Annotated in this window: 27 protein-coding genes and 1 tRNA gene; 19 read left to right on the forward strand and 9 right to left on the reverse strand. The window is 59.0% G+C overall.

Going from position 1 to position 22,662, the window contains the following annotated elements; all coding sequences use genetic code 11:
- Window positions 1–20 precede the first annotated feature (20 nt).
- Window positions 21–326, forward strand: a complete 306-nt coding sequence (locus JBE38_RS22570; RefSeq protein ID WP_060754824.1) for a YkgJ family cysteine cluster protein — start codon at window positions 21–23, stop codon at window positions 324–326.
- A gap of 311 nt (window positions 327–637) precedes the next feature.
- Here JBE38_RS22570 and JBE38_RS22575 read toward each other — a convergent pair whose 3' ends face one another.
- The 6 genes from JBE38_RS22575 to hemA form a co-directional block, all read right to left on the reverse strand.
- Complete coding sequence (locus JBE38_RS22575; protein WP_060754823.1) at window positions 638–1,156, reverse strand: acyloxyacyl hydrolase; 519 nt, start codon at window positions 1,154–1,156, stop codon at window positions 638–640.
- A 113-nt stretch (window positions 1,157–1,269) separates the two neighbouring features.
- Window positions 1,270–2,064, reverse strand: a complete 795-nt coding sequence (gene murI, locus JBE38_RS22580) for a glutamate racemase (protein ID WP_205345159.1) — start codon at window positions 2,062–2,064, stop codon at window positions 1,270–1,272.
- Entirely contained in the window at window positions 2,057–2,812 is a 756-nt protein-coding gene (locus JBE38_RS22585; protein ID WP_205345160.1) for a molybdopterin-synthase adenylyltransferase MoeB, read from the reverse strand. The genes murI and JBE38_RS22585 overlap by 8 nt, the downstream gene beginning before the upstream one ends.
- Window positions 2,806–3,636: a peptide chain release factor N(5)-glutamine methyltransferase gene (prmC, locus tag JBE38_RS22590; RefSeq protein WP_205345161.1), complete on the reverse strand. Its 831-nt coding sequence runs from the start codon at window positions 3,634–3,636 to the stop codon at window positions 2,806–2,808. The genes JBE38_RS22585 and prmC overlap by 7 nt, the downstream gene beginning before the upstream one ends.
- On the reverse strand, window positions 3,637–4,719 hold the full coding sequence (gene prfA / locus JBE38_RS22595) for a peptide chain release factor 1 (RefSeq protein WP_060754819.1): 1,083 nt from the start codon (window positions 4,717–4,719) through the stop codon (window positions 3,637–3,639). It lies immediately after the preceding gene.
- Window positions 4,716–6,005 carry a glutamyl-tRNA reductase gene (hemA, locus tag JBE38_RS22600; protein WP_060754818.1) on the reverse strand — a complete coding sequence of 430 codons (1,290 nt, stop codon included), beginning with the start codon at window positions 6,003–6,005 and terminating at the stop codon, window positions 4,716–4,718. The genes prfA and hemA overlap by 4 nt, the downstream gene beginning before the upstream one ends.
- A 182-nt stretch (window positions 6,006–6,187) precedes the next feature.
- Between hemA and JBE38_RS22605 the strand changes: the two genes are divergently transcribed.
- The 18 genes from JBE38_RS22605 to JBE38_RS22685 all read left to right on the forward strand — a co-directional run bounded on the left by JBE38_RS22605 (window position 6,188) and on the right by JBE38_RS22685 (window position 20,503).
- Window positions 6,188–7,912: a tetratricopeptide repeat protein gene (locus JBE38_RS22605; protein ID WP_205345162.1), complete on the forward strand. Its 1,725-nt coding sequence runs from the start codon at window positions 6,188–6,190 to the stop codon at window positions 7,910–7,912.
- A 4-nt stretch (window positions 7,913–7,916) separates the two neighbouring features.
- A complete protein-coding gene (lolB, locus tag JBE38_RS22610) occupies window positions 7,917–8,534 on the forward strand; it encodes a lipoprotein insertase outer membrane protein LolB (RefSeq protein WP_104995457.1) in 618 nt (205 codons plus the stop codon).
- Between the two features lie 49 nt (window positions 8,535–8,583).
- The gene (ispE, locus tag JBE38_RS22615; protein WP_240202583.1) at window positions 8,584–9,387 is read left to right on the forward strand and encodes a 4-(cytidine 5'-diphospho)-2-C-methyl-D-erythritol kinase; all 804 of its coding nucleotides are present in this window, start codon (window positions 8,584–8,586) and stop codon (window positions 9,385–9,387) included.
- Window positions 9,388–9,423: 36 nt separating this feature from the next.
- Window positions 9,424–9,498 (forward strand) — tRNA-Gln (locus JBE38_RS22620).
- A 46-nt stretch (window positions 9,499–9,544) separates the two neighbouring features.
- On the forward strand, window positions 9,545–10,486 hold the full coding sequence (locus JBE38_RS22625; protein ID WP_003171603.1) for a ribose-phosphate pyrophosphokinase: 942 nt from the start codon (window positions 9,545–9,547) through the stop codon (window positions 10,484–10,486).
- A gap of 137 nt (window positions 10,487–10,623) precedes the next feature.
- Window positions 10,624–11,220 carry a 50S ribosomal protein L25/general stress protein Ctc gene (locus tag JBE38_RS22630; protein ID WP_060754814.1) on the forward strand — a complete coding sequence of 199 codons (597 nt, stop codon included), beginning with the start codon at window positions 10,624–10,626 and terminating at the stop codon, window positions 11,218–11,220.
- Window positions 11,221–11,386: 166 nt separating this feature from the next.
- On the forward strand, window positions 11,387–11,971 hold the full coding sequence (gene pth, locus JBE38_RS22635) for an aminoacyl-tRNA hydrolase (protein ID WP_003171596.1): 585 nt from the start codon (window positions 11,387–11,389) through the stop codon (window positions 11,969–11,971).
- A 22-nt stretch (window positions 11,972–11,993) separates the two neighbouring features.
- Window positions 11,994–13,094 (forward strand): redox-regulated ATPase YchF, encoded by a 1,101-nt coding sequence (gene ychF, locus JBE38_RS22640; RefSeq protein ID WP_090366924.1) that lies wholly within the window; start codon window positions 11,994–11,996, stop codon window positions 13,092–13,094.
- Between the two features lie 325 nt (window positions 13,095–13,419).
- Window positions 13,420–14,334: a sigma 54-interacting transcriptional regulator gene (locus JBE38_RS22645; RefSeq protein ID WP_090366926.1), complete on the forward strand. Its 915-nt coding sequence runs from the start codon at window positions 13,420–13,422 to the stop codon at window positions 14,332–14,334.
- Between the two features lie 433 nt (window positions 14,335–14,767).
- Window positions 14,768–15,130 (forward strand): hypothetical protein, encoded by a 363-nt coding sequence (locus JBE38_RS22650; RefSeq protein ID WP_126870743.1) that lies wholly within the window; start codon window positions 14,768–14,770, stop codon window positions 15,128–15,130.
- Window positions 15,131–15,137: 7 nt separating this feature from the next.
- Window positions 15,138–15,911, forward strand: a complete 774-nt coding sequence (gene sctJ, locus JBE38_RS22655; RefSeq protein WP_090366930.1) for a type III secretion system inner membrane ring lipoprotein SctJ — start codon at window positions 15,138–15,140, stop codon at window positions 15,909–15,911.
- Window positions 15,904–16,485, forward strand: coding sequence for a type III secretion protein (locus tag JBE38_RS27735; protein WP_235863190.1), 582 nt, complete (start codon window positions 15,904–15,906; stop codon window positions 16,483–16,485). Before sctJ ends, JBE38_RS27735 begins: the two co-directional genes overlap by 8 nt.
- A 7-nt stretch (window positions 16,486–16,492) precedes the next feature.
- Window positions 16,493–17,053, forward strand: a complete 561-nt coding sequence (sctL, locus tag JBE38_RS22665) for a type III secretion system stator protein SctL (protein WP_235863192.1) — start codon at window positions 16,493–16,495, stop codon at window positions 17,051–17,053.
- Window positions 17,054–17,157: 104 nt separating this feature from the next.
- The gene (locus tag JBE38_RS22670) at window positions 17,158–17,394 is read left to right on the forward strand and encodes a hypothetical protein (RefSeq protein WP_090366934.1); all 237 of its coding nucleotides are present in this window, start codon (window positions 17,158–17,160) and stop codon (window positions 17,392–17,394) included.
- Window positions 17,381–17,788 (forward strand): hypothetical protein, encoded by a 408-nt coding sequence (locus tag JBE38_RS22675; protein WP_090366935.1) that lies wholly within the window; start codon window positions 17,381–17,383, stop codon window positions 17,786–17,788. The genes JBE38_RS22670 and JBE38_RS22675 overlap by 14 nt, the downstream gene beginning before the upstream one ends.
- Window positions 17,789–17,802: 14 nt before the next feature.
- Complete coding sequence (gene sctC, locus JBE38_RS22680; RefSeq protein ID WP_090366937.1) at window positions 17,803–19,935, forward strand: type III secretion system outer membrane ring subunit SctC; 2,133 nt, start codon at window positions 17,803–17,805, stop codon at window positions 19,933–19,935.
- Window positions 19,932–20,135 (forward strand): HrpT family type III secretion system protein, encoded by a 204-nt coding sequence (hrpT, locus tag JBE38_RS27740; protein ID WP_060754804.1) that lies wholly within the window; start codon window positions 19,932–19,934, stop codon window positions 20,133–20,135. The genes sctC and hrpT overlap by 4 nt, the downstream gene beginning before the upstream one ends.
- Window positions 20,132–20,503: a transcriptional regulator gene (locus JBE38_RS22685; protein ID WP_161548325.1), complete on the forward strand. Its 372-nt coding sequence runs from the start codon at window positions 20,132–20,134 to the stop codon at window positions 20,501–20,503. Before hrpT ends, JBE38_RS22685 begins: the two co-directional genes overlap by 4 nt.
- Before the next feature lies 1 nt (window position 20,504).
- Here JBE38_RS22685 and sctU read toward each other — a convergent pair whose 3' ends face one another.
- The 3 genes from sctU to sctS are packed head-to-tail and all read right to left on the reverse strand — an operon-like array spanning window position 20,505 to window position 22,661.
- Window positions 20,505–21,602 (reverse strand): type III secretion system export apparatus subunit SctU, encoded by a 1,098-nt coding sequence (sctU, locus tag JBE38_RS22690; RefSeq protein WP_090366941.1) that lies wholly within the window; start codon window positions 21,600–21,602, stop codon window positions 20,505–20,507.
- Window positions 21,599–22,387, reverse strand: coding sequence for a type III secretion system export apparatus subunit SctT (sctT, locus tag JBE38_RS22695; protein ID WP_161548327.1), 789 nt, complete (start codon window positions 22,385–22,387; stop codon window positions 21,599–21,601). Before sctT ends, sctU begins: the two co-directional genes overlap by 4 nt.
- Window positions 22,388–22,397: 10 nt before the next feature.
- Window positions 22,398–22,661, reverse strand: a complete 264-nt coding sequence (gene sctS / locus JBE38_RS22700) for a type III secretion system export apparatus subunit SctS (RefSeq protein WP_060754800.1) — start codon at window positions 22,659–22,661, stop codon at window positions 22,398–22,400.
- Window position 22,662 lies beyond the last annotated feature (1 nt).

The raw sequence follows: 22,662 nt of genomic DNA on the forward strand, positions 1-22,662 counted from the left end.
TTGCCTTACACTGCGCACCTATGACCCACATCCCCCATACCCAGATCACCGAACCCGCCGTCACCTGCTCAACATGCGCAGCCTGCTGTTGCCAGCTGGAAGTCATGCTGATCACCGATACCGGTGTGCCGGAGCGCTATATCGATACCGATGAGTGGGGTGGCGAAGTCATGCTGCGCCTTGACGACGGCTGGTGTGCGGCGCTGGATCGGGACACGATGATGTGCACCATTTACGACAGGCGACCGCTGATTTGCCGGGAGTTCGAGATGGGAGCGCCGGAGTGCCTGACCGAGCGTGAAGGGATTGCGACCGCGTATCGCTGATGTTGAGATGAGCGCAGAGCAGAATGCGGGAAGGGCTTGCGGTCGATTGCGTGGTGTCAGTGGCAAATGCATTGACTGAACCCGCGCTATCGGGGGCAAGCCCTGATGCCAGTCAGTTAAGGCTTAACGCGGTCATTGTGGGAGGGGGCTTGCTCCCGATGGACTGCGTAGCAGGCCCATTTTTGAGGCCGCTGCGCGGCCTATCGGGAGCAAGCCCCCTCCCACAGGTTATCCATCGTCCGCTCTATCGCTTAACTGACAGGCATTAGGGCAAGCCCCCTCCCACAGGGGTGTGGCAGTGCTCTGAAGAATTACAACGGCAGGGTGTAGTGCAGCGAGTAGCTTTCCACCCCGTCGTTGTTGCTGCTGATGCCCGCGTTGGAATAGTGCGTGGCACGGATACCCACTTCATGCCCACCCGCAAAGCGCAGGCCAAAGCCCAACCGGTCTTCGAACTGGAAGGACTGGCCGATGTTATTGTCCTCGACCCGCGTGCGCGAGAACAGCGCCACACCGACCCCAGCCTCGATGTAGGGTTTGACCGACTCTCCGGCAAACTCATACACAAACACTGGTGAGAACGACACGCTGCTTACACTGGCGCGCTTGTCACCGTCCCAATAGGTATAGGCGCCGCTCCAATAGCCGGTCAGTCGGCCGGTATCGCTCTGCCACCAGCTTTTATCCCAGTCGGAAGTCAGACCCAGGCGATAGGTCATCGTCGAATCACTCGTGCCCCCCACCCCGAATTCCAGGCCGGCGGCCTGGGCCGAAACAGAGTGTCCCACCACAGCGGCCACAATCGTAGCCAAAGCGAACAAACGCTTCATAAGAAACAGTCCTTTAAGAACGGAGTTAGAGTGATATGTAAGGGCTAACTCGGTATAGAAGCCTGCGTAGTGTCAGAAGTTCAGCTTCTAACCGAGGTTTTTTCACGAATTTTTCACGAGCCAAAACTACTCACAACGCCGGGATATTTCCATAGTGTCGGTAAGATATTTCTTAAATGATCGACATCACCACTGGTCCAGAACTGTGCATGTTCAGGCTTATCGGTGCCTATCAGGTCGCGCTCGCCCAATAATCGCTTGAGCTGACGTGCCACGGCGGCGCCGGTGTCGATCAGAATGATGCTCGGCGGGAGTATCTGCTCCAGCAACGGCTTGAGGAATGGGTAGTGGGTGCAGCCCAGAATAATGGTGTCGCAGCCGGCGTTGAGCAGCGGTTCGACATAACCCTGCAACATAGTGCACAGCGCAGGGCTGACGAGGTCGCCGGTTTCAATCAACTCCACCAGCCCCGGGCAAGGCTGGGTAATCACCCGCACGTCGGTGGCGAAGCGGTCGAGCAAGGCGGCGAACTTGGCACTTTGCAAGGTACCGGTAGTGGCAAGCACACCGACGACGCCGCTGCGCGTCGCGGCAGCCGCAGGCTTGACCGCGGGCTCCATTCCCACCAGAGGCCAGTCGGGGTAGTCCTGGCGCAAGTCCGCAACGGCGGCGACAGTCGCGGTGTTGCAGGCGATCACAAACGCCTTGGCGCCGCGCTTGCGGAAAAACTCGGCGACTGTGCGGGAGCGCTCGAGAATGAACGCCGGGCTTTTCTCGCCGTAGGGAATATGCCCACAGTCCGCGACATACAGCAGCGACTCATGGGGCAACAACCGTTGAATTTCATCCAGCACCGTCAAGCCGCCGACGCCGGAGTCGAACACACCGATAGGCGCGCCCTTATCCACGCTGAGTCCCGCACACGCTGCAGCCCGGGTCGCGCTTGACCCGCAGTTCGCGAAACCGTGTGGTCAAGGCATCGACCAGCAACAAGCGGCCCACCAACGGCTCACCAAAACCGGCGAGCAGCTTCAACGCCTCCAGCGCTTGCAGGCTACCGACCAGCCCCACCAGAGGCCCGACGACGCCGGCCTCGCTGCAAGTCAGTTCGGTATCGCTGCCGTGCCCATATAAACAGTGGTAGCACGGGCTCTCGGCGCGACGCGGATCGAACACCGACAATTGCCCCTCAAGCCGAATCGCCGCGCCGCTGATCAATGGCTTGGCAGCGGCGACGCAGGCTGCGTTAACGGCCTCACGGGTGGAGAAGTTGTCGCTGCAATCGAGCACCACATCCACATTCGCCACCGCCGCCGCCAGTGAATCGGCATCCAGCGCCACACGGTGGGCAAGCAAGGTGATATCAGGGTTGATGGCCGTCAGGCGGCGCATGGCTGAATCGACCTTGGTCTGCCCAACGCTGTCGGTGTCGTGGATGATCTGGCGTTGCAGGTTGGTCAGGTCGACCGTGTCGAAGTCCGCCAGGTGCAATTGGCCCACGCCCGCCGCAGCCAGGTACAACGCGACCGGCGCGCCCAGCCCGCCGAGGCCGATGATCAGCGCCCGGCCGTTTTTCAGGCGCAACTGACCTTCGATGTCGACATGCTGCAACAGAATCTGTCGGCTGTAGCGCAACAGCTCCTGGTCGGTCAGCATGGCCGGCGCCCCAGGGTGATGCGTTCGTGCTCGCCAAGGTCGATGCGGCTGTGCACCTGTTTGAACCCCTGGCTCAGCAACAGATCACGCACGGCGGCCGCCTGGTCGTAACCATGCTCAAGCAACAGCCAACCACCGGCATTCAGATGAGCAGGCGCCGCTTGGCTGATCAACCGCAAATCATCCAGGCCATCGTGGCCCGCCACCAGTGCGCTGGCCGGCTCAAAACGCACATCGCCGGCGACCAGATGCGGATCGTTGTCGGCGATATACGGCGGGTTGCTGATGATCAGATCAAAGCTCTCGCCTTGCAGGGCGCTGAACCAATGGCTGTTCAACACCCTGGCGTTCTTCAGGTGCAGGCGCTGGCGATTGCGCTCGGCCAGGGCCACGGCTTCCAATACCCGGTCGACGGCGGTGACTTGCCAGGCCGGCCGCTCGCTGGCCAGGGCCAGGGCAATGGCGCCGCTGCCGGTGCCCAGGTCGAGGACCTTGGCGGGCGTTGCGGGCAACAGTTCCAGGGCGGCTTCTACCAGCAGTTCGGTTTCCGGACGCGGGATCAGCGTGTGGGGCGCGACCTCCAGGTCCAGCTTCCAGAAACCCTGCTGGCCGAGGATATACGCCACCGGCTCGCCGCTGCGGCGGCGCTGCAGGTAACCGGCGAAGGTCAGCGCGTCTTCACTGCTGACGATTTTCTCCGGCCAGGTGTGCAGGTAACTGCGCGATTTGCCCAGGGCAGCCGCCAGCAAGAGTTCCACATCCAGGCGCGCAGTGGGCGAGTCGGGCAGGTCGGCGGCGCGCAGCAGGCTGGCGATGATGGTCATTTATTCACCGATCGCCGCTAATTGATCAGCCTGGTACTCAGCGAGCAACGGCTCGATCACCGCTTCAACGCCGCCGGCAAGAATTTCGTCGAGGGAATAAAGGGTCAGGTTGACGCGGTGGTCGGTGACCCGGCCCTGGGCAAAGTTGTAGGTACGAATGCGTTCGGAACGGTCACCCGACCCGACCAGCAATTTACGCTCGCTGGCAATCGCGTTGGCGGCAGCGCTGGTCTGCTGGTCGTTGAGTTTGGCCGACAGCCAGGACATGGCCCGCGCACGGTTCTTGTGCTGGGAACGCTCTTCCTGGCACTCCACCACGATCCCTGACGGCAAGTGGGTGATCCGGATCGCCGAGTCGGTCTTGTTCACATGCTGGCCGCCGGCACCCGACGAACGGTAGGTGTCAATGCGCAAGTCCGCCGGGTTGATCTCGATGGCTTCCTGCTCGTCCGGCTCGGGCAACACCGCCACGGTACACGCCGAGGTGTGGATGCGGCCCTGGGACTCAGTCGCAGGAACCCGCTGTACACGGTGCGCGCCGGACTCGAACTTGAGCTTGCCGTAGACGTTGTCGCCTTCAACCCGGGCGATGACTTCTTTATAGCCACCGTGTTCGCCCTCGTTCTCGGACAGGATCTCCACGCGCCAGCCACGACGTTCGGCATAACGCGAGTACATGCGAAACAGGTCGCCGGAGAAGATCGCCGCCTCGTCACCACCGGTGCCGGCGCGAATTTCGAGAAACACGTTGCGGCCATCGTTCGGATCTTTGGGCAGCAACATGCGTTGCAGGTCGCCTTCCAGCTCGGCCAGCTTTTCCTTGGCCTCGCGGACTTCTTCCACGGCCATTTCACGCATGTCCGGGTCGCTGTCCTTGAGCAGCGCCTGGGCGCCTTCGAGGTCGGCCTGCACCTTCAGCAAGTTCTTATAGGTGGCGACCACCGGCTCGACTTCGGCGTATTCCTTGGAATAGGCGCGGAATTTGGTCTGATCGGAGATGACCTCACCATCGCCGAGCAAGGCGGTCAGTTCTTCGAAACGGTCCTGGAGCACATCCAGTTTATTGAGCAGTGACGCTTTCATTGCGGTTTTTTATCCGAAGAGCTATCTGACGCGCCCTCACCGAGGGCAAAGAGTTCCTGGGCCATGGCCAGCGCATCGAGGCGGCCTTCGGCGGTAAGCTTTTTCAACTGCACACTGGGTGCATGCAGCAACTTGTTGGTCAGGCCACGGGCAAGTTGCATCAACACCTCTTCGGCACTGCTGCCGTTGGCCAGCAACCGCTGGGCCTTGGCCAACTCCTCGTCGCGCAGGCGTTCGCTCTGCTGACGATACGCCTTGAGTACATCCACCGCTGCCAGTTCACGCAGGCGCACCATGAAATCTTCGGCGCCGACGCTGACCATTTCCTCTGCGGCCTGGGCAGCGCCCTGGCGGCTCTTGAGGTTTTCGGCGACCACTTCATGCAAGTCGTCGACGCTATAGAGGTAAACGTCGTCCAACTCGCCGACTTCGGGTTCGATATCGCGGGGAACAGCGATATCGACCATGAAGATCGGCTTGTGCTTGCGCAGTTTCAATGCGCTTTCCACCGCGCCCTTGCCCAGGATCGGCAACTGGCTGGCGGTTGAGCTGATCACGATATCGCTGCGCACCAGTTCGGCCGGAATGTCCGAGAGCAGAACGGCGTGCGCACCGAACTGCTCGGCCAGGATGCTCGCGCGCTCAAGCGTACGGTTGGCCACCACGATACGTTTCACGCCCAGGTCGTGCAGGTGCCGGGCGACGAGCGTGATGGTCTCACCGGCGCCGATCAGCAGCGCCTGGCTGCGCTGCAGGTCACTGAAAATCTGCTTGGCCAGGCTGACGGCGGCAAACGCCACGGAAACCGGGTTTTCGCCGATGGCCGTGTCGGTGCGCACTTGCTTGGCCGAATTGAACGTGGCCTGGAACAGGCGGCCCAGCAGCGGCCCCACGGTGCCGGCCTCGCGGGCCACGGCATAGGCGGACTTCATCTGGCCGAGGATTTGCGGTTCGCCCAACACCAGCGAGTCGAGCCCTGCGGCGACGCGCATCATGTGACGAACTGCCGCATCTTCTTCGTGCACATAGGCGCTGGCGCGCAGGTCGTCGAGGCTTAAATGGTGGTAATCGGCCAGCCAGCGCAGTACCCCATCCGCTGAAAGATGCTCCTGCTCTATATAAAGCTCGCTGCGATTGCAGGTCGAAAGGATTGCAGCTTCGCGGCTGTCGGTGAGCCGGCAGAGCTGCTGCAAGGCCTCAACCAACTGCTCTGGCGTAAACGCCACGCGCTCGCGCACGTCTACGGTAGCAGTCTTGTGGTTAATACCGAGTGCGAGGAAGGCCATTCAATATCGCTGATGATGTCGGGAAGCCGACAATTGTCCTACTTCGAATGATTCAGAACAACCACCGTAGGCTATTGTCCTAATGCCTTGTGTCTATAAAGGCATCCACTGAGACTTGGTTATGTTTGGCCGAAGGCTTGTGTCATGATGATCCGACCGCAGGTTAGTCGTCCTCTTCCTATATGAATAGATCCTCCGCGTTGCTCCTTGCTTTTGTCTTCCTCAGCGGCTGCCAGGCCATGGCACCCGTATCGCCGGACGGTACGCCACCGGTGGAAGACAGCACTCCCGCCCCTGAAAAACCCAAGGTTTACTCCTCGTTCAGTGAAGAGACGGTCTACAGCCTGCTGACGGCGGAACTGGCCGGCCAGCGGAATCGTTTCGATATTGCGCTGGATAACTATGTGACCCAGGCGATCAACACCCAGGACCCCGGCATTTCCGAGCGGGCGTTTCGCATCGCCGAATACCTGGGCGCCGACCAGGCTGCGCTGGACAGCTCGCTGATCTGGGCAAAAAACGCCCCGGACGACCTGGAAGCCCAGCGGGCCGCGGCGGTTCAACTGGCACGCGCCGGGCGCTATGACGACTCCATGGTTTATATGGAGAAAGTCCTGCAAGGCAAGGGTGACACCCATTTCGACTTCCTCGCGCTGTCGGCCGCCGATACCGACCAGGACACGCGTAATGGCCTGATGAAGGGTTTCGACCGCCTGCTGCAAAAGCATCCGAAGAACAGCCAGCTGATTTTCGGCAAGGCGTTGCTGCTGCAACAGGATGACGAAGCCGACGCAGCCCTGAAGCTGCTGGAACAGAACCCGCCGGAAGAGGGCGAGATCGCTCCGATCCTGTTGCGCGCGCGCCTGCTGCAGAACCTCAATCGCGGCAAGGAAGCGATTCCACTGCTGGAAAAAAGCATCAAGAAATACCCGGAAGACAAGCGCCTGCGCCTGACCTACGCGCGAATGCTGGTCGAGCAGGACCGCATGGAGGACGCCAAAGTCCAGTTCGCCAACCTGGTCCAGCAGTACCCGGACGATGACGAGCTGCGCTATTCCCTGGCGCTGGTGTGCCTGGAAGCCAAGGCCTGGGACGAAGCCAAGGGTTACCTGGAGGAGCTGATTGCGCGGGAAAGCCACGTCGATTCGGCGCACCTGAACCTTGGCCGTATTGCCGAAGAGCGCAATGATCCCCAGGCCGCCCTGCTGGAGTACGCCCAGGTCGGCCCAGGTAACGACTACCTGCCCGCCCAGTTGCGCCAGGCCGATATCCTGATGAGCAACGGCCGTACCGATGAAGCGGAGAAACGCCTGGCCGCGGCCCGCGATGCCGAACCGGACTACGCGATCCAGCTGTACTTGATCCAGGCCGAAACCTTGTCCGCCAACAAGCAGGGCGAGCGCGCCTGGAAATTGCTGCAACAAGCCTTGCTGCAATACCCCGATGATCTGAACCTGCTATATACCCGCGCCATGCAGGCGGAAAAACGCAATGACCTGGCGCAGATGGAAAAAGACCTGCGCCTGATCATCAAGCGCGACCCCGAGAACGCCATGGCACTCAACGCCTTGGGTTACACCTTGTCTGATCGCACCACGCGCTACGACGAAGCCAAGACGCTGATCGAGCAAGCGCACAAGATCAACCCGGAAGACCCGGCCGTACTCGACAGCCTGGGCTGGGTGAATTACCGCCTGGGTAACCTGGACGAAGCGGAACGCCTGCTGCGCCAGGCACTGGAACGCTTCCCCGACCAGGAAGTCGCCGCCCACCTGGGTGAAGTGCTGTGGGCCAACGGCAAGCAGCGCGAAGCGCGACAAATCTGGGAAAAATTCCTCAAGGAACAACCCGAAAGCCCCATTCTGCGCGGCACCATCAAGCGCCTGACCGGATCCGAGACCCTTTAAGCTTATGTTCTTGCGCCACATTGTAGTGTTCAGTCTTATTGCCCTGCTCGCCGGTTGCGCGGGTGTCGGTAGCCGCGAATCCGTTGAAGGCCAGGGCAACCCAGGGCAATGGAAACAGCACAAAAACCAGCTCAGCAGCATTGATGGCTGGCAGATAGAGGGCAAGGTCGGAGTGCGCGCGCCGAAAGATTCGGGCAGCGGCACGCTGTTCTGGCTGCAACGCCAGGACTACTACGATATTCGCCTGTCCGGCCCGCTCGGTCGCGGCGCAGCGCGCCTGACCGGTCGACCTGGCCAGGTGAGCCTCGAAGTGGCCAACCAGGGACGCTATGAAGCGGCATCGCCGGAAGCGCTGCTGGAAGAACAGATTGGCTGGAAACTGCCCGTGTCGCACCTTGTATGGTGGGTGCGCGGCTTGCCCGCACCGGACAGCAAGAGCCGTCTGAGCCTCAATGGCGACAGCCGCCTCGCGTCACTGGAGCAGGATGGCTGGCAGGTCGAGTACCTCAGCTATGTAGAACAGGGCGGCTACTGGCTGCCGGAGCGTATCAAGCTGCATGGCACCGACCTGGACGTCACCCTGGTGATCAAGGATTGGCAACCGCGCAAGCTGGGGCAATAACGTGACCGTAGAAAAGTTGACCCTACCCTCGCCTGCCAAACTCAATCTGATGCTGCACATTCTCGGCCGCCGTGAAGACGGCTATCACGAATTGCAGACACTGTTTCAATTTCTCGACTACGGCGATGAACTCACCTTCGCCGTGCGCGACGATGGCGTGATCCGCTTGCACACCGAATTCGAAGGTGTGCCCCACGACAGCAACCTGATTGTGAAGGCGGCCAAAAAACTTCAGGAACAATCCGGTTGCTCACTGGGCATCGACATATGGATCGATAAAATTCTGCCCATGGGCGGCGGAATCGGTGGTGGCAGCTCGAACGCCGCGACCACACTGCTGGGTCTGAATCACTTGTGGCAACTGGGCTGGGACCTTGAACGTCTGGCCGCGCTGGGCCTGACGCTAGGCGCCGATGTCCCGGTTTTCGTGCACGGACGGGCCGCTTTTGCTGAGGGCGTGGGGGAGAAACTCACGCCGGAATACCCCGAAGAGCCGTGGTACGTCGTGCTTGTTCCGCAAGTATCTGTAAGTACAGCAGAAATTTTTTCAGATCCGTTGTTGACACGTAACTCTTCTCCCATTAAAGTGCGCCCCGTTCCCAAGGGAAACAGTCGAAATGACTGCTTACCGGTTGTAGCAAGGCGTTATCCAGAGGTACGTAACGCTTTGAATTTGTTAGGTAATTTTACCGAAGCAAAATTAACCGGAACTGGAAGTTGTGTGTTTGGGGGCTTCCCAAACAAAGCTGAAGCTGATAAAGTCTCGGCCCTTCTTACAGAGACCCTTACAGGGTTTGTAGCAAAGGGAAGCAACGTTTCGATGTTGCATCGCAAGCTGCAAAGTCTGCTCTAAAGGAACCGAGTGTTAGGCACTCGTTGCAACAGATACAGGGGCGTCGCCAAGCGGTAAGGCAGCAGGTTTTGATCCTGCCATGCGTTGGTTCGAATCCAGCCGCCCCTGCCATTTTCTAATACTCATCCAGGTTACCCTCAGCCTCTAGGTACTGCGCGTGTCCAAGATGATGGTCTTTACGGGGAACGCTAACCCCGATCTGGCTCGACGTGTCGTACGTCAGCTGCATATCCCTCTCGGTGACATCTCTGTCGGCAAGTTTTCCGACGGCGAAATTACAGCCGAGATCAATGAAAACGTTCGCGGTAAAGACGTCTTCATTATTCAGCCGACTTGCGCTCCGACCAACGATAACCTGATGGAACTCGTCGTGATGGCTGATGCCTTCCGCCGCTCCTCAGCGACTCGAATCACAGCTGTAATCCCTTACTTTGGTTATGCTCGTCAGGATCGCCGTCCGCGTTCCGCACGTGTGGCTATCAGCGCGAAAGTCGTTGCTGACATGCTGACCGTGGTAGGCATCGACCGTGTTCTCACGGTTGACCTGCACGCTGACCAAATCCAGGGGTTCTTCGATATTCCGGTAGATAACATCTACGGCTCCCCAGTATTGGTGGATGACATCGAAGATCAGCGCTTTGAAAACCTGATGATCGTGTCCCCGGACATTGGTGGCGTCGTGCGTGCACGGGCTGTTGCCAAATCCCTGGGCGTGGACCTCGGGATCATCGACAAACGCCGTGAAAAAGCCAATCACTCTGAAGTGATGCATATCATCGGTGATGTCGAAGGGCGTACCTGTATTCTGGTTGATGACATGGTCGACACCGCCGGCACCCTGTGCCACGCGGCGAAAGCCTTGAAAGAGCACGGTGCGGCTAAAGTCTTCGCCTACTGCACACACCCTGTGCTGTCGGGCCGAGCGATCGAGAACATCGAGAACTCCGTGCTGGATGAACTGGTGGTGACTAACACCATCCCGTTGTCCGCCGCAGCTCAAGCCTGTGCGCGTATCCGCCAACTGGATATCGCACCGGTCGTTGCCGAGGCGGTTCGCCGCATCAGCAATGAAGAATCGATCAGCGCGATGTTCCGTTAAGGGTCAAACCTTCGGAACACCTCACTGACGAAAAGCGCCCCGCCCCGGCATCCTGTCGGGGCGGGGCTTTTTTGCCCATATCGAGTGCGGCGCTGGTCGCAAACGCCCCTCGATGATGGCTATTTTGGAGATACAAAATGACTGACTTTACTCTGAACGCCCAAGCGCGTACTGACCTGGGGAAAGGTGCGAGCCGCCGCCTGCGTCACGCCGCCAACATCCCTGCTGTTGTTTACGGTGGCAACAAGCCAGCTGAATCCGTAACCATCCTGGCCAAAGAAATCGCCAAGCTGTTCGAAAACGAAGCTGCCTACAGCCACGTGATCGAGCTGAACGTCGATGGCGCCAAGCAGAACGTCATCGTTAAAGCGATGCAGCGTCACCCGTCCAAGCAATTCATCATGCACGCTGACTTCGTTCGCGTTGTTGCCGGCCAGAAACTGACCGCGATCGTGCCTGTGCACTTTGTTGGTGAAGAAGCTCCGGTCAAGAAAGGCGGCGAGATCTCGCACGTTCTGAACGAAATCGAAGTGACCTGCTTGCCGAAAGACCTGCCTGAGTTCATCGAAGTCGACCTGTCGGCTCTGGAAATCGGCGCCATCGTTCACCTGTCCGACATCAAGGCGCCAAAAGGCGTTGAGTTCGTTGCACTGGCTCACGGTGATGACAAAGCTGTTGCCAACGTTCACGCTCCACGCGTTGCTCCAGAAGCTGAAGAAGGCGCTGCAGAGTAATTACTCTGTATTGCCGGAGTTTGAGGAAACATCGCGGACCGAGACGTAGCGAGAAAGCGGGCGATAACGCGGCGTTTACTCTTGAGTAAATGATGTAATGTCGTCCACTTTCGCCGCACTCAGGTCTGGCGATCTTATCCACAACTCCAAAGGAAGGGCCCCTGTCGTGACTGCCATTAAACTGATCGTTGGCCTGGGAAATCCAGGCGCCGAATACGAACAGACCCGGCATAACGCAGGGGCCCTTTTTGTTGAGCGTATCGCCCACGCACAAGGTGTGAACCTTGCGGCCGATCGCAAATATTTTGGCCTGACCGGACGCTTCTCGCATCAAGGTCAGGATGTTCGTCTGCTGATTCCCACCACCTACATGAACCGCAGTGGCCAGGCCGTCGCGGCGCTTGCGGGCTTCTTTCGGATCAAACCCGAAGAAATCCTGGTGGCCCATGACGAACTGGACCTGCCTCCCGGCGTCGCCAAACTCAAGCTCGGCGGCGGGCATGGTGGGCATAACGGTCTGCGCGACATCATTGCGCAGTTGGGTAATCAGAATAATTTCTACCGCTTGCGGCTCGGCATTGGCCACCCAGGCGTCGCCAGTATGGTTTCAAATTTCGTCCTGGGTCGTGCGCCACGCGCCGAACAGGAAAAACTCGATGCCAGCATCGACTTTGCCCTCGGCGTGCTGCCGGATATCTTCGCCGGTGAATGGAACCGTGCGATGAAAAACCTGCACAGCCAGAAGGCCTGACTCTTACCGAGGGGAAAACACCATGGGATTCAATTGCGGCATCGTCGGCCTGCCCAACGTCGGCAAATCCACCTTGTTCAACGCCCTGACCAAGTCCGGTATTGCGGCGGAGAACTTCCCCTTCTGCACCATCGAGCCCAACAGCGGCATCGTGCCGATGCCGGACCCACGCCTGGACGCACTGGCGGCTATCGTCAATCCGAAGCGCATCCTGCCGACCACCATGGAATTCGTCGACATCGCCGGCCTGGTGGCCGGTGCTTCGAAAGGTGAGGGCCTGGGCAACAAGTTCCTGGCCAACATCCGTGAAACCGATGCTATCGCCCATGTGGTCCGCTGCTTCGAAGACGAGAACGTGATTCACGTCTCCAACAGCGTCGACCCGAAACGCGACATCGAGATCATCGATCTGGAACTGATCTTCGCTGACCTCGACAGCTGCGAGAAACAACTGCAGAAAGTCGCGCGCAACGCCAAAGGCGGTGACAAGGACGCCGTGGTCCAGAAGGGCCTGCTGGAGCAACTGATCGCTCACTTCACCGAAGGCAAGCCGGCACGCAGCCTGATGAAGAACATGGGCGCGGACGAGAAGGCCGTGATCAAAGGCTTCCACCTGCTGACCACCAAGCCTGTGATGTACATCGCCAACGTCGCCGAGGATGGCTTCGAGAACAACCCGCTGCTCGACGTGGTCATGGCCATCGCCGAGGAAGAAGGCGCAGTGGTTGTGCCTGTGTGCAACAAGATCGAAGCGGAAATCGCCGAGCTTGAAGACGGCGAAGAGAAAGACATGTTCCTTGAGGCCCTGGGCCTGGAAGAGCCGGGTCTGAACCGCGTGATTCGTGCCGGTTACGAAATGCTCAACCTGCAGACCTACTTCACGGCCGGTGTTGAAGAAGTCCGCGCCTGGACCGTCAAGGTCGGTGCCACCGCGCCACAGGCTGCGGGTGTGATCCACACCGACTTTGAAAAAGGCTTCATCCGCGCCGAGGTGATCGCCTACAACGACTTTATCCAGTACAAGGGTGAAGCCGGTGCCAAGGAAGCCGGTAAGTGGCGCCTGGAAGGCAAGGAATACATCGTCAAGGATGGTGACGTGATGCACTTCCGTTTTAACGTGTAAGCATTACCGCAAGACTTCGCTACAACATCAAGCCGATGCAATGCATCGGCTTTTTTGTGGGCGTTGGATTTAAAACCACAAACAAGCTGTTACTTCCCTCCACTCATCACCACTTTAAGATTATTCTTACTTGCTGTGCGGCGTTAAAAACAAAAAAGCACTTGCACAACTTAACCGCTCACTCAATCCAACTTTTCCCACTCTACTTCCTGCCATTATCCATTGAAGAACTCATGACATTCTTCGCAATTTGAGCTCTACTGAGTGGCCTTTATCATTTGCGCCACCCACAGTGAATTAAACGTGAGAGTAGAGCATCCACACTATGTCGGCCGTCTTTCAAGAAGAACACGAAACAGACCATCCACTCACTGAAAGTTCCGATATCGAGCATACAATCAATAGCACTGCAACACTCAATGTTGACATTCTGTTATTAGGAGAAACGGGGACTGGCAAAGACACACTGGCCCAACGCGTTCATCGTTTATCCGGGCGTCGAGGAAACTTCGTCGCCGTGAACTGTGCGGCGATTCCGGAAAGCCTGGCGGAGAGCCAGCTGTTCGGCGTGAACAGTGGCGCTTATACCGGTGCGGTGCAGTCACGTGCAGGATTTATTGAAGCAGCGCACTTGGGCACGTTGTATCTGGATGAAATCGATAGCATGCCCCTCGCGCTGCAAGCCAAGCTATTACGTGCACTGGAGTCTCGCGGAGTGGAACGCCTGGGGTCGACTCGTTTCATCCCGGTAGACATGCGCGTGATCGCCTCTGCCCAGCAATCGCTGCATGACATGGTTGAACAAGGGACCTTCAGGCGCGATCTGTTCTTCCGGCTCAATGTTGTCAGCATCCGCCTCGCACCGCTGCGTACTCGCCAGGAGCAAATCATTCCGTTGTTCTTGAGCATGGTTCAACAGGAAGCCGAGCACTTCAAATGCGCCGCACCGACGCCTTCCCCTACGTTGTTCCAACAATTGCTGTGTCACGCCTGGCTCGGCAACATCCGGGAGCTGCGTTCAGCGGCAAAGCGCTTTGTGTTGGGCTTGCCGCCCCTGTGCGAACCGCTGGTGGAGCAGAGGGTGCAACCGTTCAAGGAAAAACTGCAACAAATCGAGAAATCACTGATTGAGGCCTCCCTGAAACGTCATGCCGATTGTGTGGAAAGTGTGGCGATGGAACTGGGAATCCCCAAGCGGACGCTGTACTACCGTTTGAAGCACTTGAATATATTCAATTAGCCCCGTCAACAGACAACATTTACGAAATATCTGGCAACGACTAAAAAGCGCAAGCCCGGAACTATTGAAACATATTCAGCCACCCACGATGTGAGCGTTAGCCCTTAACACTCGCACAAGTAAACTTTGCTAACCACATAGACATTTCCAACTGTAAAAGGTACTGCATATGGATACCAACAACATATCCTCACTCATTCCTAGCAACGGCCTCATCTCAAACGAGCAAACGGAACAGGTACTAGCTGAGCTGCAAAAGAAAAAGAATGGGGATAACGTCAAGCACGCTATCAATACCATTCATATCGATAATTCGACAAAAATAATGCAACAAATAGGCTCAGCCAGGCCATGACCCTACTGCCTCCTTTGTTTGCTTAGCAAGGGAGGCAACTCTTTTCGTTTTCAACCTCGTGCAATGGGTGGAGATTACATGCTTTTAAAAAACGAGTGGGCCTCGCCGCCTTCCACACCGCTTCCAATCGCCGAAGCCACGACGGGCCCTGACAGCACCATCGACAGCCACTTTTTTGCGTCAGCCCTGGCAACCAATGACAGCGTCAAAACACCGCCCCCCACCATCGGCACGCACTTTCTGGCCGAGCAATCCAACTATCTGAGGGCGCGCGCCAACGATGTCTCCAAGGGCTTGAGCGACCTGGTGAAAGACAAGAACTCGATAAAATCAGTTGAAGTCCCGCAGGCGCTGGCTGAAAGCAAAGAGGTCCTGACCGTGTCGGTGAAAATCATTAAGCACTGCGTTTCGATGGTAGAAAAAACCACCAACTTGCAGTAGGCCGCTTATGCGCACGCGTTTCATCTATTTATTACTTGCGCTGATGTTCATGCTGAGCGGCTGTGGCGAACGCATTGACCTTCACCGCCAACTGTCCGAGCAGGAAGCCAACGATGTGATCGCCGAACTGGCGGACAAGCATATCCGTGCCCAGAAAGCGCTGGAGAAAGACGGTGTCGTGGTACGGGTCCGCACAAGCGATATCGCCCGTGCGGTTCGAACGCTGGAGGCGGCAGGGCTGCCAAAAACCGCGCGCACCACACTCGGTGAAATTTTCCGTAAGGAAGGGGTTATTTCCACCCCGCTGGAAGAGCGTGCGCGCTATATCTATGCCTTGTCCCAGGAACTGGAGGCGACGCTATCCAACATAGATGGGGTCATCGTTGCCCGCGTCCATGTTGTGCTGCCCGAGCGTGTAGCGCCGGGCGAACCCGTACAACCGGCTTCAGCCTCGGTCTTTATCAAGCACGATCCAAGGCTGGAGCCGGACAACATCAGGCCACGCGTACGCAGGATGGTTGCCAGCAGCATCCCCGGCATGAGTACCACGGCGGACAACCCGCAAAAACTCACCGTTACGTTCGTGCCGGCCGCGACCTATATCGAGCGCGAACGACTGGTCTACTTCGGCGCGTTTCTAGTACCCGAGGCTGACCTGGCCTTTTGGCAGATCTGTGTGACGGTCTTGCTGATCCTCTTGATAGTGTCACTCGTTGCCGCTGCTCTATGGCTTCGCAAGACGCGAACCGCATCACCTTCGAGTTCGCCACCACATGCCTGATATCCGTGACTGGGTGCATTGGTGGGCCTGCCCCTGGAGCCGTTCGCAGCATCCATGGGTCGCCTTCGATCTCAACTCACCCGCCAGCCTGGCGTTATGCCGCGGCCGACATGAGCTGATCAGTCGCGCATTGGGCATCACGCCCTGCCTGCCGATCCAGCCCTCTGCCGCGCTATTGCGGATGGTACTGGCACCGCCGGAGCAACAAGCGTTGATGCTGACCCTGGTCGACGGCATTTACCACCCACGGCGCGATACGGCTTTGAATCATGACCAGCGCCAGTGGTGCGCCCGCCTATCCATGGCCCTGCCCTCCTCGTCCCGACAACCCGGTGAAGACCCTCTGCATCATCTGCGCGCCTGGGTCGATCACACCGTGTGGCAGCGCTTGCGCCTCAGTTTTGCGCGACGTCGGGTACTGGAACTCGAAAGCCAATACCTGCCGCAAGTGGGAAGCAAACTGGACACTGTCTGGCAGGCAGTGATCTGGCGTGCCACCGCTGCGGCGGAAGACGACTTTCACGCTGCCCCCTCCGGAGTGCCCCCGCACCATGTTATGCCGACGCAAGATTGAACTGTCGATGCCCACCGCAAGCCTGCCGCATGCCTTGATTCCCCGAGCTGTCCTTGCCGACAGCCGACAGGCCGAGCAGTTGCTCGAAAACGCCCAGGCCCAAGCCGACGCGCTGCTGCGCCAGGCTCAGGCACACAGCGAGCAATTGCTTGAACAGGCCCAGGTCGAGTTCTGGCAGCGTGCCAATCGCCAGCTCGAACGCTGGGAAGTAGAGCGGCAGGCCATTTGCGAGCGCCTCGAGCAGATTGCCACCTCCGTCACCAATCAAGCGCTGATCAGCTTGCTGGAGCTGACACCTCCCGCCGAGCGCCTCAGCGCACTGCTTAAAAAACTGCTGAACACGCAAGTCCCGGCAATCGCCGCCAACCTGGTCTGCCACCCGCAGGACCACGCGCAGGTCGAGCAATGGCTGCAGCTTCACACTGAGGCCCCCTGGTGCCTGCGCCTTGATGACTCCCTGGCGGCCGAGACACTCATACTGGAAACCGAAGAAGGCCGCTTCCACATCGAGTGGCGCTCTACCGTTGATAGCCTGCTATTGCTTGAGCCCGTGTCCCGCGGCAGGTAAGGAATTTCCGGCAGCGCTGATTACATTGCCTTTCAAAACTCTTGGCGTGGAACCGTTACCAGGCTTTAGCCACTTATAACGGCAAAGCCACCGGAGAGCCGCCCATGAGTTTTGATTACCGCCAGCAGCAACGGCAATACAGGGAACTGGATACCGTCAACCGCCGCATCGAACAGATGAAGAAAGCTACGGAAGAGGCGCTCGATAACGAAACATTCGAGGCGTTATTGGGTGAAGCCCTCGAGCTAAAAATGGATGCCAACCAACTGGTGACCTCAACCTTCGCGATGACCAATCACATGGCCGATAAAGGGAAGATCGTCTTTGATGGAATCCCTTGAAGGTGAGGATGACCTGGCGCACTGGTTGAGCGGTTCCGATCCGCAGATCACCTTGACTGAAGGCGATAGCCGTATCGTCCTGCGACGTGACAGCGGCGCGCTGGTACTGGGCGTTGAACTCACTCAGCACGTGCCCACCAATGCCCAGTTGGAGAACTGGATGCGTCCGGGCGCCGCCAGCTTGCATCATTTTCCAGGGGCGCTCGCCCAAGACCCGGCCCATGGCGCGCTGTGGTTGCTCGAGTGCCTGCACGACGCGCCACACCCGACGCAGGTGCAGAAAAGCCTCGAGGCGCTGCTCAATCAGCGTGACACCTGGCGGGCAGTCATGGCCCGCCTTGCACGCCCTGCCCGTGCGCTGCGCACCACCTCGCGACATCCGCTTTCGCCTTAATCAGAGAACGCCTTATGAACAATACCTCCGACAAGCCTGATGGCTTGCATGCCCCCTCGCCCCGGTTAACTGCAAAGCGCTCCGGCTGGCGCGGCCTGCTCGTTCTGCCATGGTTGCTGATCCCTTGGCAAAGCGCACAGGCCGCCATTCCCAGCGAATGGAAAAACACCGCGTATGCCTATGAAGCCGAACACAAGCCTTTGCGCGAGGTACTTGAAGACTTCGCCCAGACCTTCGGCACGCAGTTGCAGATCGAGGGCCTGCTGGAGGGTGTCGTCAATGGAAAGATCCGCGCCAATACCCCCCAGTCGCTGCTCGACAGGTTGGGCGTTGAGCATCGTTTCCAGTGGTACTTGTACAACAACACTTTGTATATCAGCACCCTGGACCAACAGGAATCCGCACGCCTCGAGGTCTCCTCGGAAACCATCGCGGACTTGAAGCAGGCATTGACTGATATCGGCTTGCTGGAAAGCCGCTTCGGCTGGGGCGAGCTCCCCGAGGACGGTGTGATATTGGTTTCCGGCCCCAGACGCTACATCGAGCAGATCAAACAGTTCGCCAGCCAGCGCCGGTCGCCCGATGAAAAACAGAGCGTACTGACGTTCCCTCTGAAGTTTGCCAATGCCGCAGACCGGCAGATTGATTATCGTGGCGAAAAATACAACGTCCCCGGCGTCGCCAATATGCTGCGCGGGCTATTGGAAACGCGCCCAGCCTCAGCCTTGTCACCCCGTACCACGCCCCCTTCCGCACCCGCACCGCTCGCGGCGAGCGGCGCTCGCTTGAGCAACCCGTTGCTGGGGCAGATGCTGGGCACCACGGCACCTTCGGAGCCCCCAGGCACTGGCCCCATGGTCACGCCGCGTGCGCCCGTCGGCAGCGGCAAAATCCGCGTCGAGGCGGACGTGCGCAACAACGCGGTACTGATCTATGACCTGCCCGAACGCCAGGCCATGTATCGCGACCTGATTGCCCAACTCGACGTAGCGCGCAAGCTGGTGGAAATCGACGCAATCATCCTGGATATCGAGCGCACTCAACTGCGTGAATTCGGGGTTAACTGGGGGTTTCAGAACAGCCGTTTCCGAGGCGGCGTGAACACGAGCCCCGGTACGTCATCACAACTTTCATTTGAAAATCGCGACCGGTTCTACGCAGACATACGTGCCCTGGAACAACGCGGCCTGGCAACCCTGGTCTCGAACCCGTCGGTCCTGACCCTGGAAAACCACCCTGCGGTGATCGATTTCAACCGCACTCAATACCTGGTCGGCGGCACCGAGAACGCAACCATCTTGCCCGTCACGGTCGGCACCAGCTTCCAGGTCGTGCCCAGGGTCATCACGTCCCGGGGCAAGCATCAGATCCACCTGCTGGTGGACATCGAAGACGGTAACTTCAATGAGTCCAACCCCCTGAGCACAACACCGGATGTGAGCCGTGGCAAAGTCAGCACCCAGGCGGTGATGGCGGAGAAACGCTCACTGGTGATCGGTGGCTTCCACGTCAGCGAAAGCACCGACAAGCACAACAAAGTCCCATTGCTGGGAGATATTCCCCTGCTGGGCAAGGCCTTGTTTTCTTCCACTGAACGCCAGAACAATCGCCGCGAAAGGCTGTTCATCCTGACCCCGCGGGTCATCGGCGATCAGGCCGACCCTTCGCGCTACCTGCCACAAGACGATCAGGCCGAGTTGCAAGCCGCCCTCAAACCCTTGGCCAGGCGCGATGCCCCTCACCAACCGGTGATCAAGCGCAGCGATATCACCAGCACCCTGGCGCATCTGGTGAGCGGCCAGGTACCCAAGCCTTTCAAGATGGCTCCCTTGCCCTTGGGGCTCAATACCCTATGCGTCACGCGCGATCTGCTGGCGCTCAATACCGACCGCAGCCAGTGGTACACCGGCCCGGACTTCAACGTGGCCGTCGTCGTGCTGCGCAACCAGTTCAAGCGCAACGTACGTATTGATGAAAAGGAGTGCAGTAACTCACACACCCTGGCCGTCAGCGTCTGGCCGCGAGCCTGGCTCAAGCCGGGTGAAGAAGCCGAGGTCTTTATTGCCATGCGTCCCGTGGTGAAAGACGAACACATCGGCGTCTCCCGCCCTTCCCTGCTCACCCCAACCCGGAACCAACCGCAATGAAGCCTTTACTGTTGTGCTCCACACTCATCGGTGCGGCACTGCTCGTCGCCGGCTGCACGCCGACCTGCCAAGGCGACTCGTGCTCACGTCCGCAGTCAGGCAAGCACACGCTGGTGGTCTGGTGGCCACCGCAGATGCGAGCCGAGTCGGGCCCGTCAGGCGAGCGTTCGGATTACCAGACGATATCGCTGGAACGATGACGCCCCACGCACTTGCCGATAACCAGCAGCGTCGCAAGGCATTCAGCGACGCATGGGTGGGTGGCCCTGGCGCCCACCTGCCAGTCGGCCCCGGCATTGCCATCTACGCCATGGATACGGCTGCCGGCCCGGGATTGGCCCTGCAGGTGAACCGCGACGTCTTGCAACCCCGACAATTGCAGCGGGCACTTGAGCGCCGGTTTGAACAAGCAGTGGCCTTCAGTGGCTGCTTTGTCTACCTGGACGCCGGGGGCAACCTGGTGATCTGGCATGCACTGCCGACACAGCGCCAGGCGCTCGACGCAACCATCAGCCGCCTGCTCTCGCTGGCCAATCTCGAGACGCTGGACCGGCGCGCCGCTCGCTGAATCAACGCCGCTCCAGTCCCGGCAATTCCAGGGTTTCGCGCTTGGCTTCAGCGTCAAGCTCACGCAAGGTCCGGTAGATCAAGGCGACCGCCTGCAAGGTTTCGCGAGGAATCCCCATCCCCAGCTTTTTCTCGTACAGCGTACGGGCCAGCCAGACGCATTGGACCACCGGGACATCGGCGGCTTTCGCCCGGTCGATCAACGCGCGTGCCTGCGCATCCGTGCCCTTGTCCACCAGTAACGGCAGCGGCGTCTTGCCTGGGCGGTAATACAAGGCGACGGCAAAGTGCGTCGGGTTGACCACCAGCATGTCGGATTCCTCCAGCTTGGGCAGCTTGACCTTGGGTTCTTCCTGGGCCAGTTGATAAGCCAGGGAGCGACGCTGCCCCTTCACGTGCGGGTCGCCTTCCATATCCTTGTATTCCTTGAGTACCTCCACTTGGGTCATGCGCATGCGCTTGGCAAAAAAATGCTTCTGCAACGCCAGGTCAATCAACGCCAAGACCAACAGCAAGCCCAGACAGGCATGCAGTAGATGGCGGAACACTACAATCAGCGCCTGGACATAGGTTTGCAGGTCGCTACCGGCCAGCTTGATCAGGGTTCCCAAGGACGGACCGATCACGGCATACAGGATCACGCCCAATAGCAGGGCCTTGGCCAGGCTCATCAACAGGTTCATGACCTGCTGGGCCGAGAACATCTGCTTGAGTTGACTCAGAGGGTTCAGGCGACTGAAGTTGAGCTGCAGGCTCTGTGGCGCAAACAGCAACCCGAACTGCATCCAGCTGCTGATCAACTTCACGCTGATCGCCACGCCGGCCATCATCAGGGCAAACGCAAAAAACACGATCAGGCTTTCCAGCAACACCTCTTCCAAAGCGCGTGCGAAGGGTTGGCCCATTCGCGACATGGGCAGCACCATCAGCTGCTGGAAGCGTTGCATGCTGGGTTCGGCCGTGAACAAGGCGATCTCGCTCAAGGCGGTCAACACCAGCAATTTACCGACATCCTGGCTCTGCGCGACCTGGCCTTTTTGACGTTGGTCACGCAACTTCTTCGGCGTCGCCGCGTGCTTTTTCTCACCGGAGTCACTCATGGCGTCGAGCCCTGAAGCAATAGGCCCAGGGCGTGTTTGAGATCACCCAGCAGGCTCATGCGACCGACGATCAAATCCTGCAACAGGGGAAAGTACAAAATCAGGATCATCAACCCGGCCAGGCTTTTGAGCGGCGGCGCCAGGGTCGACACTTGCAGTTGCGGGCTATACAACCCGAGCAAGGCGACGCCGAATTCCAGCAACAGCAACACGCCAATAAACGGTGCGGCATACAGCATCATGTGCATGAACGTATCGCCAAGCAGCCCGAGGAATACGCTGAAGCCATTCACCGCCACCGACGGCAGCCACGCCGTCGGCGGCCACACCAGGTAGCTGTCCCAGATCACCTGGGTCAATACGCCAAGCCCGAGGGTCGCGATCAACAGGTAGATCGCCAACTGCTTGAACAGGTGGCCCACGGGCGTAGCATCCGGCCCCAATGAAGGGTTGAGCTGACCACCGGCCAGGGCGCCACGCTGGTTGTCCAGCAAGGCGCCCACTGACTCGAACATCCAGAACGGCATGGCCAGCAAGATCCCGAGCAGGAACCCCAGCACCAGCTCCTTGAACACCAACCCAGCGATCATCAAGGCCGAGTAGTCCTGGCCGTTGAGCACGCTGTAGATGCCGGGTGCCGGAATCAGCGCGAGGACCATGACGATGATGTGTCGAGGCATCCCCCTAAGGTGCTGGAAGCAGAATGCAGGCACCAGAAAAGCACAGGGATAGATGCGCGCCATGGCGACCAGCAGGCTGGGCAGGTAATCAACGAGAAGCAGCAAGCCGGTAACCTCAGTTCAGTGCCGAACGGGCGATCATGTCGAACGTCAGGTTGATCAGTTGGATCAACTCCACCCCAATCCAACGGCCGGTCAATATCAGCGTGACGCCTACCGCGACCAACTTGATGCCAAAGGGCAGGGTCTGATCCTGTATTTGCATCAACGCCTGCACCAGCGATGTCAGCACACCGACCACCACCGCCACGATCAACGGGGGCGCCGACAGGACCACCACCAGCAACATGCCTTGCTTGAACAGCACGATCGGTTCCATA

The organism is Pseudomonas sp. ICBG1301, assembly GCF_016918385.1.
GTDB lineage: Bacteria > Pseudomonadota > Gammaproteobacteria > Pseudomonadales > Pseudomonadaceae > Aquipseudomonas > Aquipseudomonas palleroniana.

What these genes read in the sequence shown, in the direction of transcription:
- JBE38_RS22650 (WP_126870743.1), top strand. Translation starts at nt 14,768, where the DNA reads ATGCTTTTAAAAAACGAGTGGGCCTCGCCGCCTTCCACACCGCTTCCA.
- sctS (WP_060754800.1), bottom strand. Translation starts at nt 22,661, where the DNA reads ATGGAACCGATCGTGCTGTTCAAGCAAGGCATGTTGCTGGTGGTGGTC.
- JBE38_RS22605 (WP_205345162.1), top strand. Translation starts at nt 6,188, where the DNA reads ATGAATAGATCCTCCGCGTTGCTCCTTGCTTTTGTCTTCCTCAGCGGC.
- prmC (WP_205345161.1), bottom strand. Translation starts at nt 3,636, where the DNA reads ATGACCATCATCGCCAGCCTGCTGCGCGCCGCCGACCTGCCCGACTCG.
- ispE (WP_240202583.1), top strand. Translation starts at nt 8,584, where the DNA reads ATGCTGCACATTCTCGGCCGCCGTGAAGACGGCTATCACGAATTGCAG.
- hrpT (WP_060754804.1), top strand. Translation starts at nt 19,932, where the DNA reads ATGAAGCCTTTACTGTTGTGCTCCACACTCATCGGTGCGGCACTGCTC.
- JBE38_RS22670 (WP_090366934.1), top strand. Translation starts at nt 17,158, where the DNA reads ATGAGTTTTGATTACCGCCAGCAGCAACGGCAATACAGGGAACTGGAT.
- JBE38_RS22630 (WP_060754814.1), top strand. Translation starts at nt 10,624, where the DNA reads ATGACTGACTTTACTCTGAACGCCCAAGCGCGTACTGACCTGGGGAAA.
- sctC (WP_090366937.1), top strand. Translation starts at nt 17,803, where the DNA reads ATGAACAATACCTCCGACAAGCCTGATGGCTTGCATGCCCCCTCGCCC.
- hemA (WP_060754818.1), bottom strand. Translation starts at nt 6,005, where the DNA reads ATGGCCTTCCTCGCACTCGGTATTAACCACAAGACTGCTACCGTAGAC.
- JBE38_RS22675 (WP_090366935.1), top strand. Translation starts at nt 17,381, where the DNA reads ATGGAATCCCTTGAAGGTGAGGATGACCTGGCGCACTGGTTGAGCGGT.
- lolB (WP_104995457.1), top strand. Translation starts at nt 7,917, where the DNA reads ATGTTCTTGCGCCACATTGTAGTGTTCAGTCTTATTGCCCTGCTCGCC.
- JBE38_RS27735 (WP_235863190.1), top strand. Translation starts at nt 15,904, where the DNA reads ATGCCTGATATCCGTGACTGGGTGCATTGGTGGGCCTGCCCCTGGAGC.
- JBE38_RS22575 (WP_060754823.1), bottom strand. Translation starts at nt 1,156, where the DNA reads ATGAAGCGTTTGTTCGCTTTGGCTACGATTGTGGCCGCTGTGGTGGGA.
- JBE38_RS22685 (WP_161548325.1), top strand. Translation starts at nt 20,132, where the DNA reads ATGACGCCCCACGCACTTGCCGATAACCAGCAGCGTCGCAAGGCATTC.
- prfA (WP_060754819.1), bottom strand. Translation starts at nt 4,719, where the DNA reads ATGAAAGCGTCACTGCTCAATAAACTGGATGTGCTCCAGGACCGTTTC.
- JBE38_RS22645 (WP_090366926.1), top strand. Translation starts at nt 13,420, where the DNA reads ATGTCGGCCGTCTTTCAAGAAGAACACGAAACAGACCATCCACTCACT.
- sctL (WP_235863192.1), top strand. Translation starts at nt 16,493, where the DNA reads ATGCCCACCGCAAGCCTGCCGCATGCCTTGATTCCCCGAGCTGTCCTT.
- sctU (WP_090366941.1), bottom strand. Translation starts at nt 21,602, where the DNA reads ATGAGTGACTCCGGTGAGAAAAAGCACGCGGCGACGCCGAAGAAGTTG.
- ychF (WP_090366924.1), top strand. Translation starts at nt 11,994, where the DNA reads ATGGGATTCAATTGCGGCATCGTCGGCCTGCCCAACGTCGGCAAATCC.
- sctJ (WP_090366930.1), top strand. Translation starts at nt 15,138, where the DNA reads ATGCGCACGCGTTTCATCTATTTATTACTTGCGCTGATGTTCATGCTG.
- JBE38_RS22585 (WP_205345160.1), bottom strand. Translation starts at nt 2,812, where the DNA reads ATGCTGACCGACCAGGAGCTGTTGCGCTACAGCCGACAGATTCTGTTG.
- JBE38_RS22570 (WP_060754824.1), top strand. Translation starts at nt 21, where the DNA reads ATGACCCACATCCCCCATACCCAGATCACCGAACCCGCCGTCACCTGC.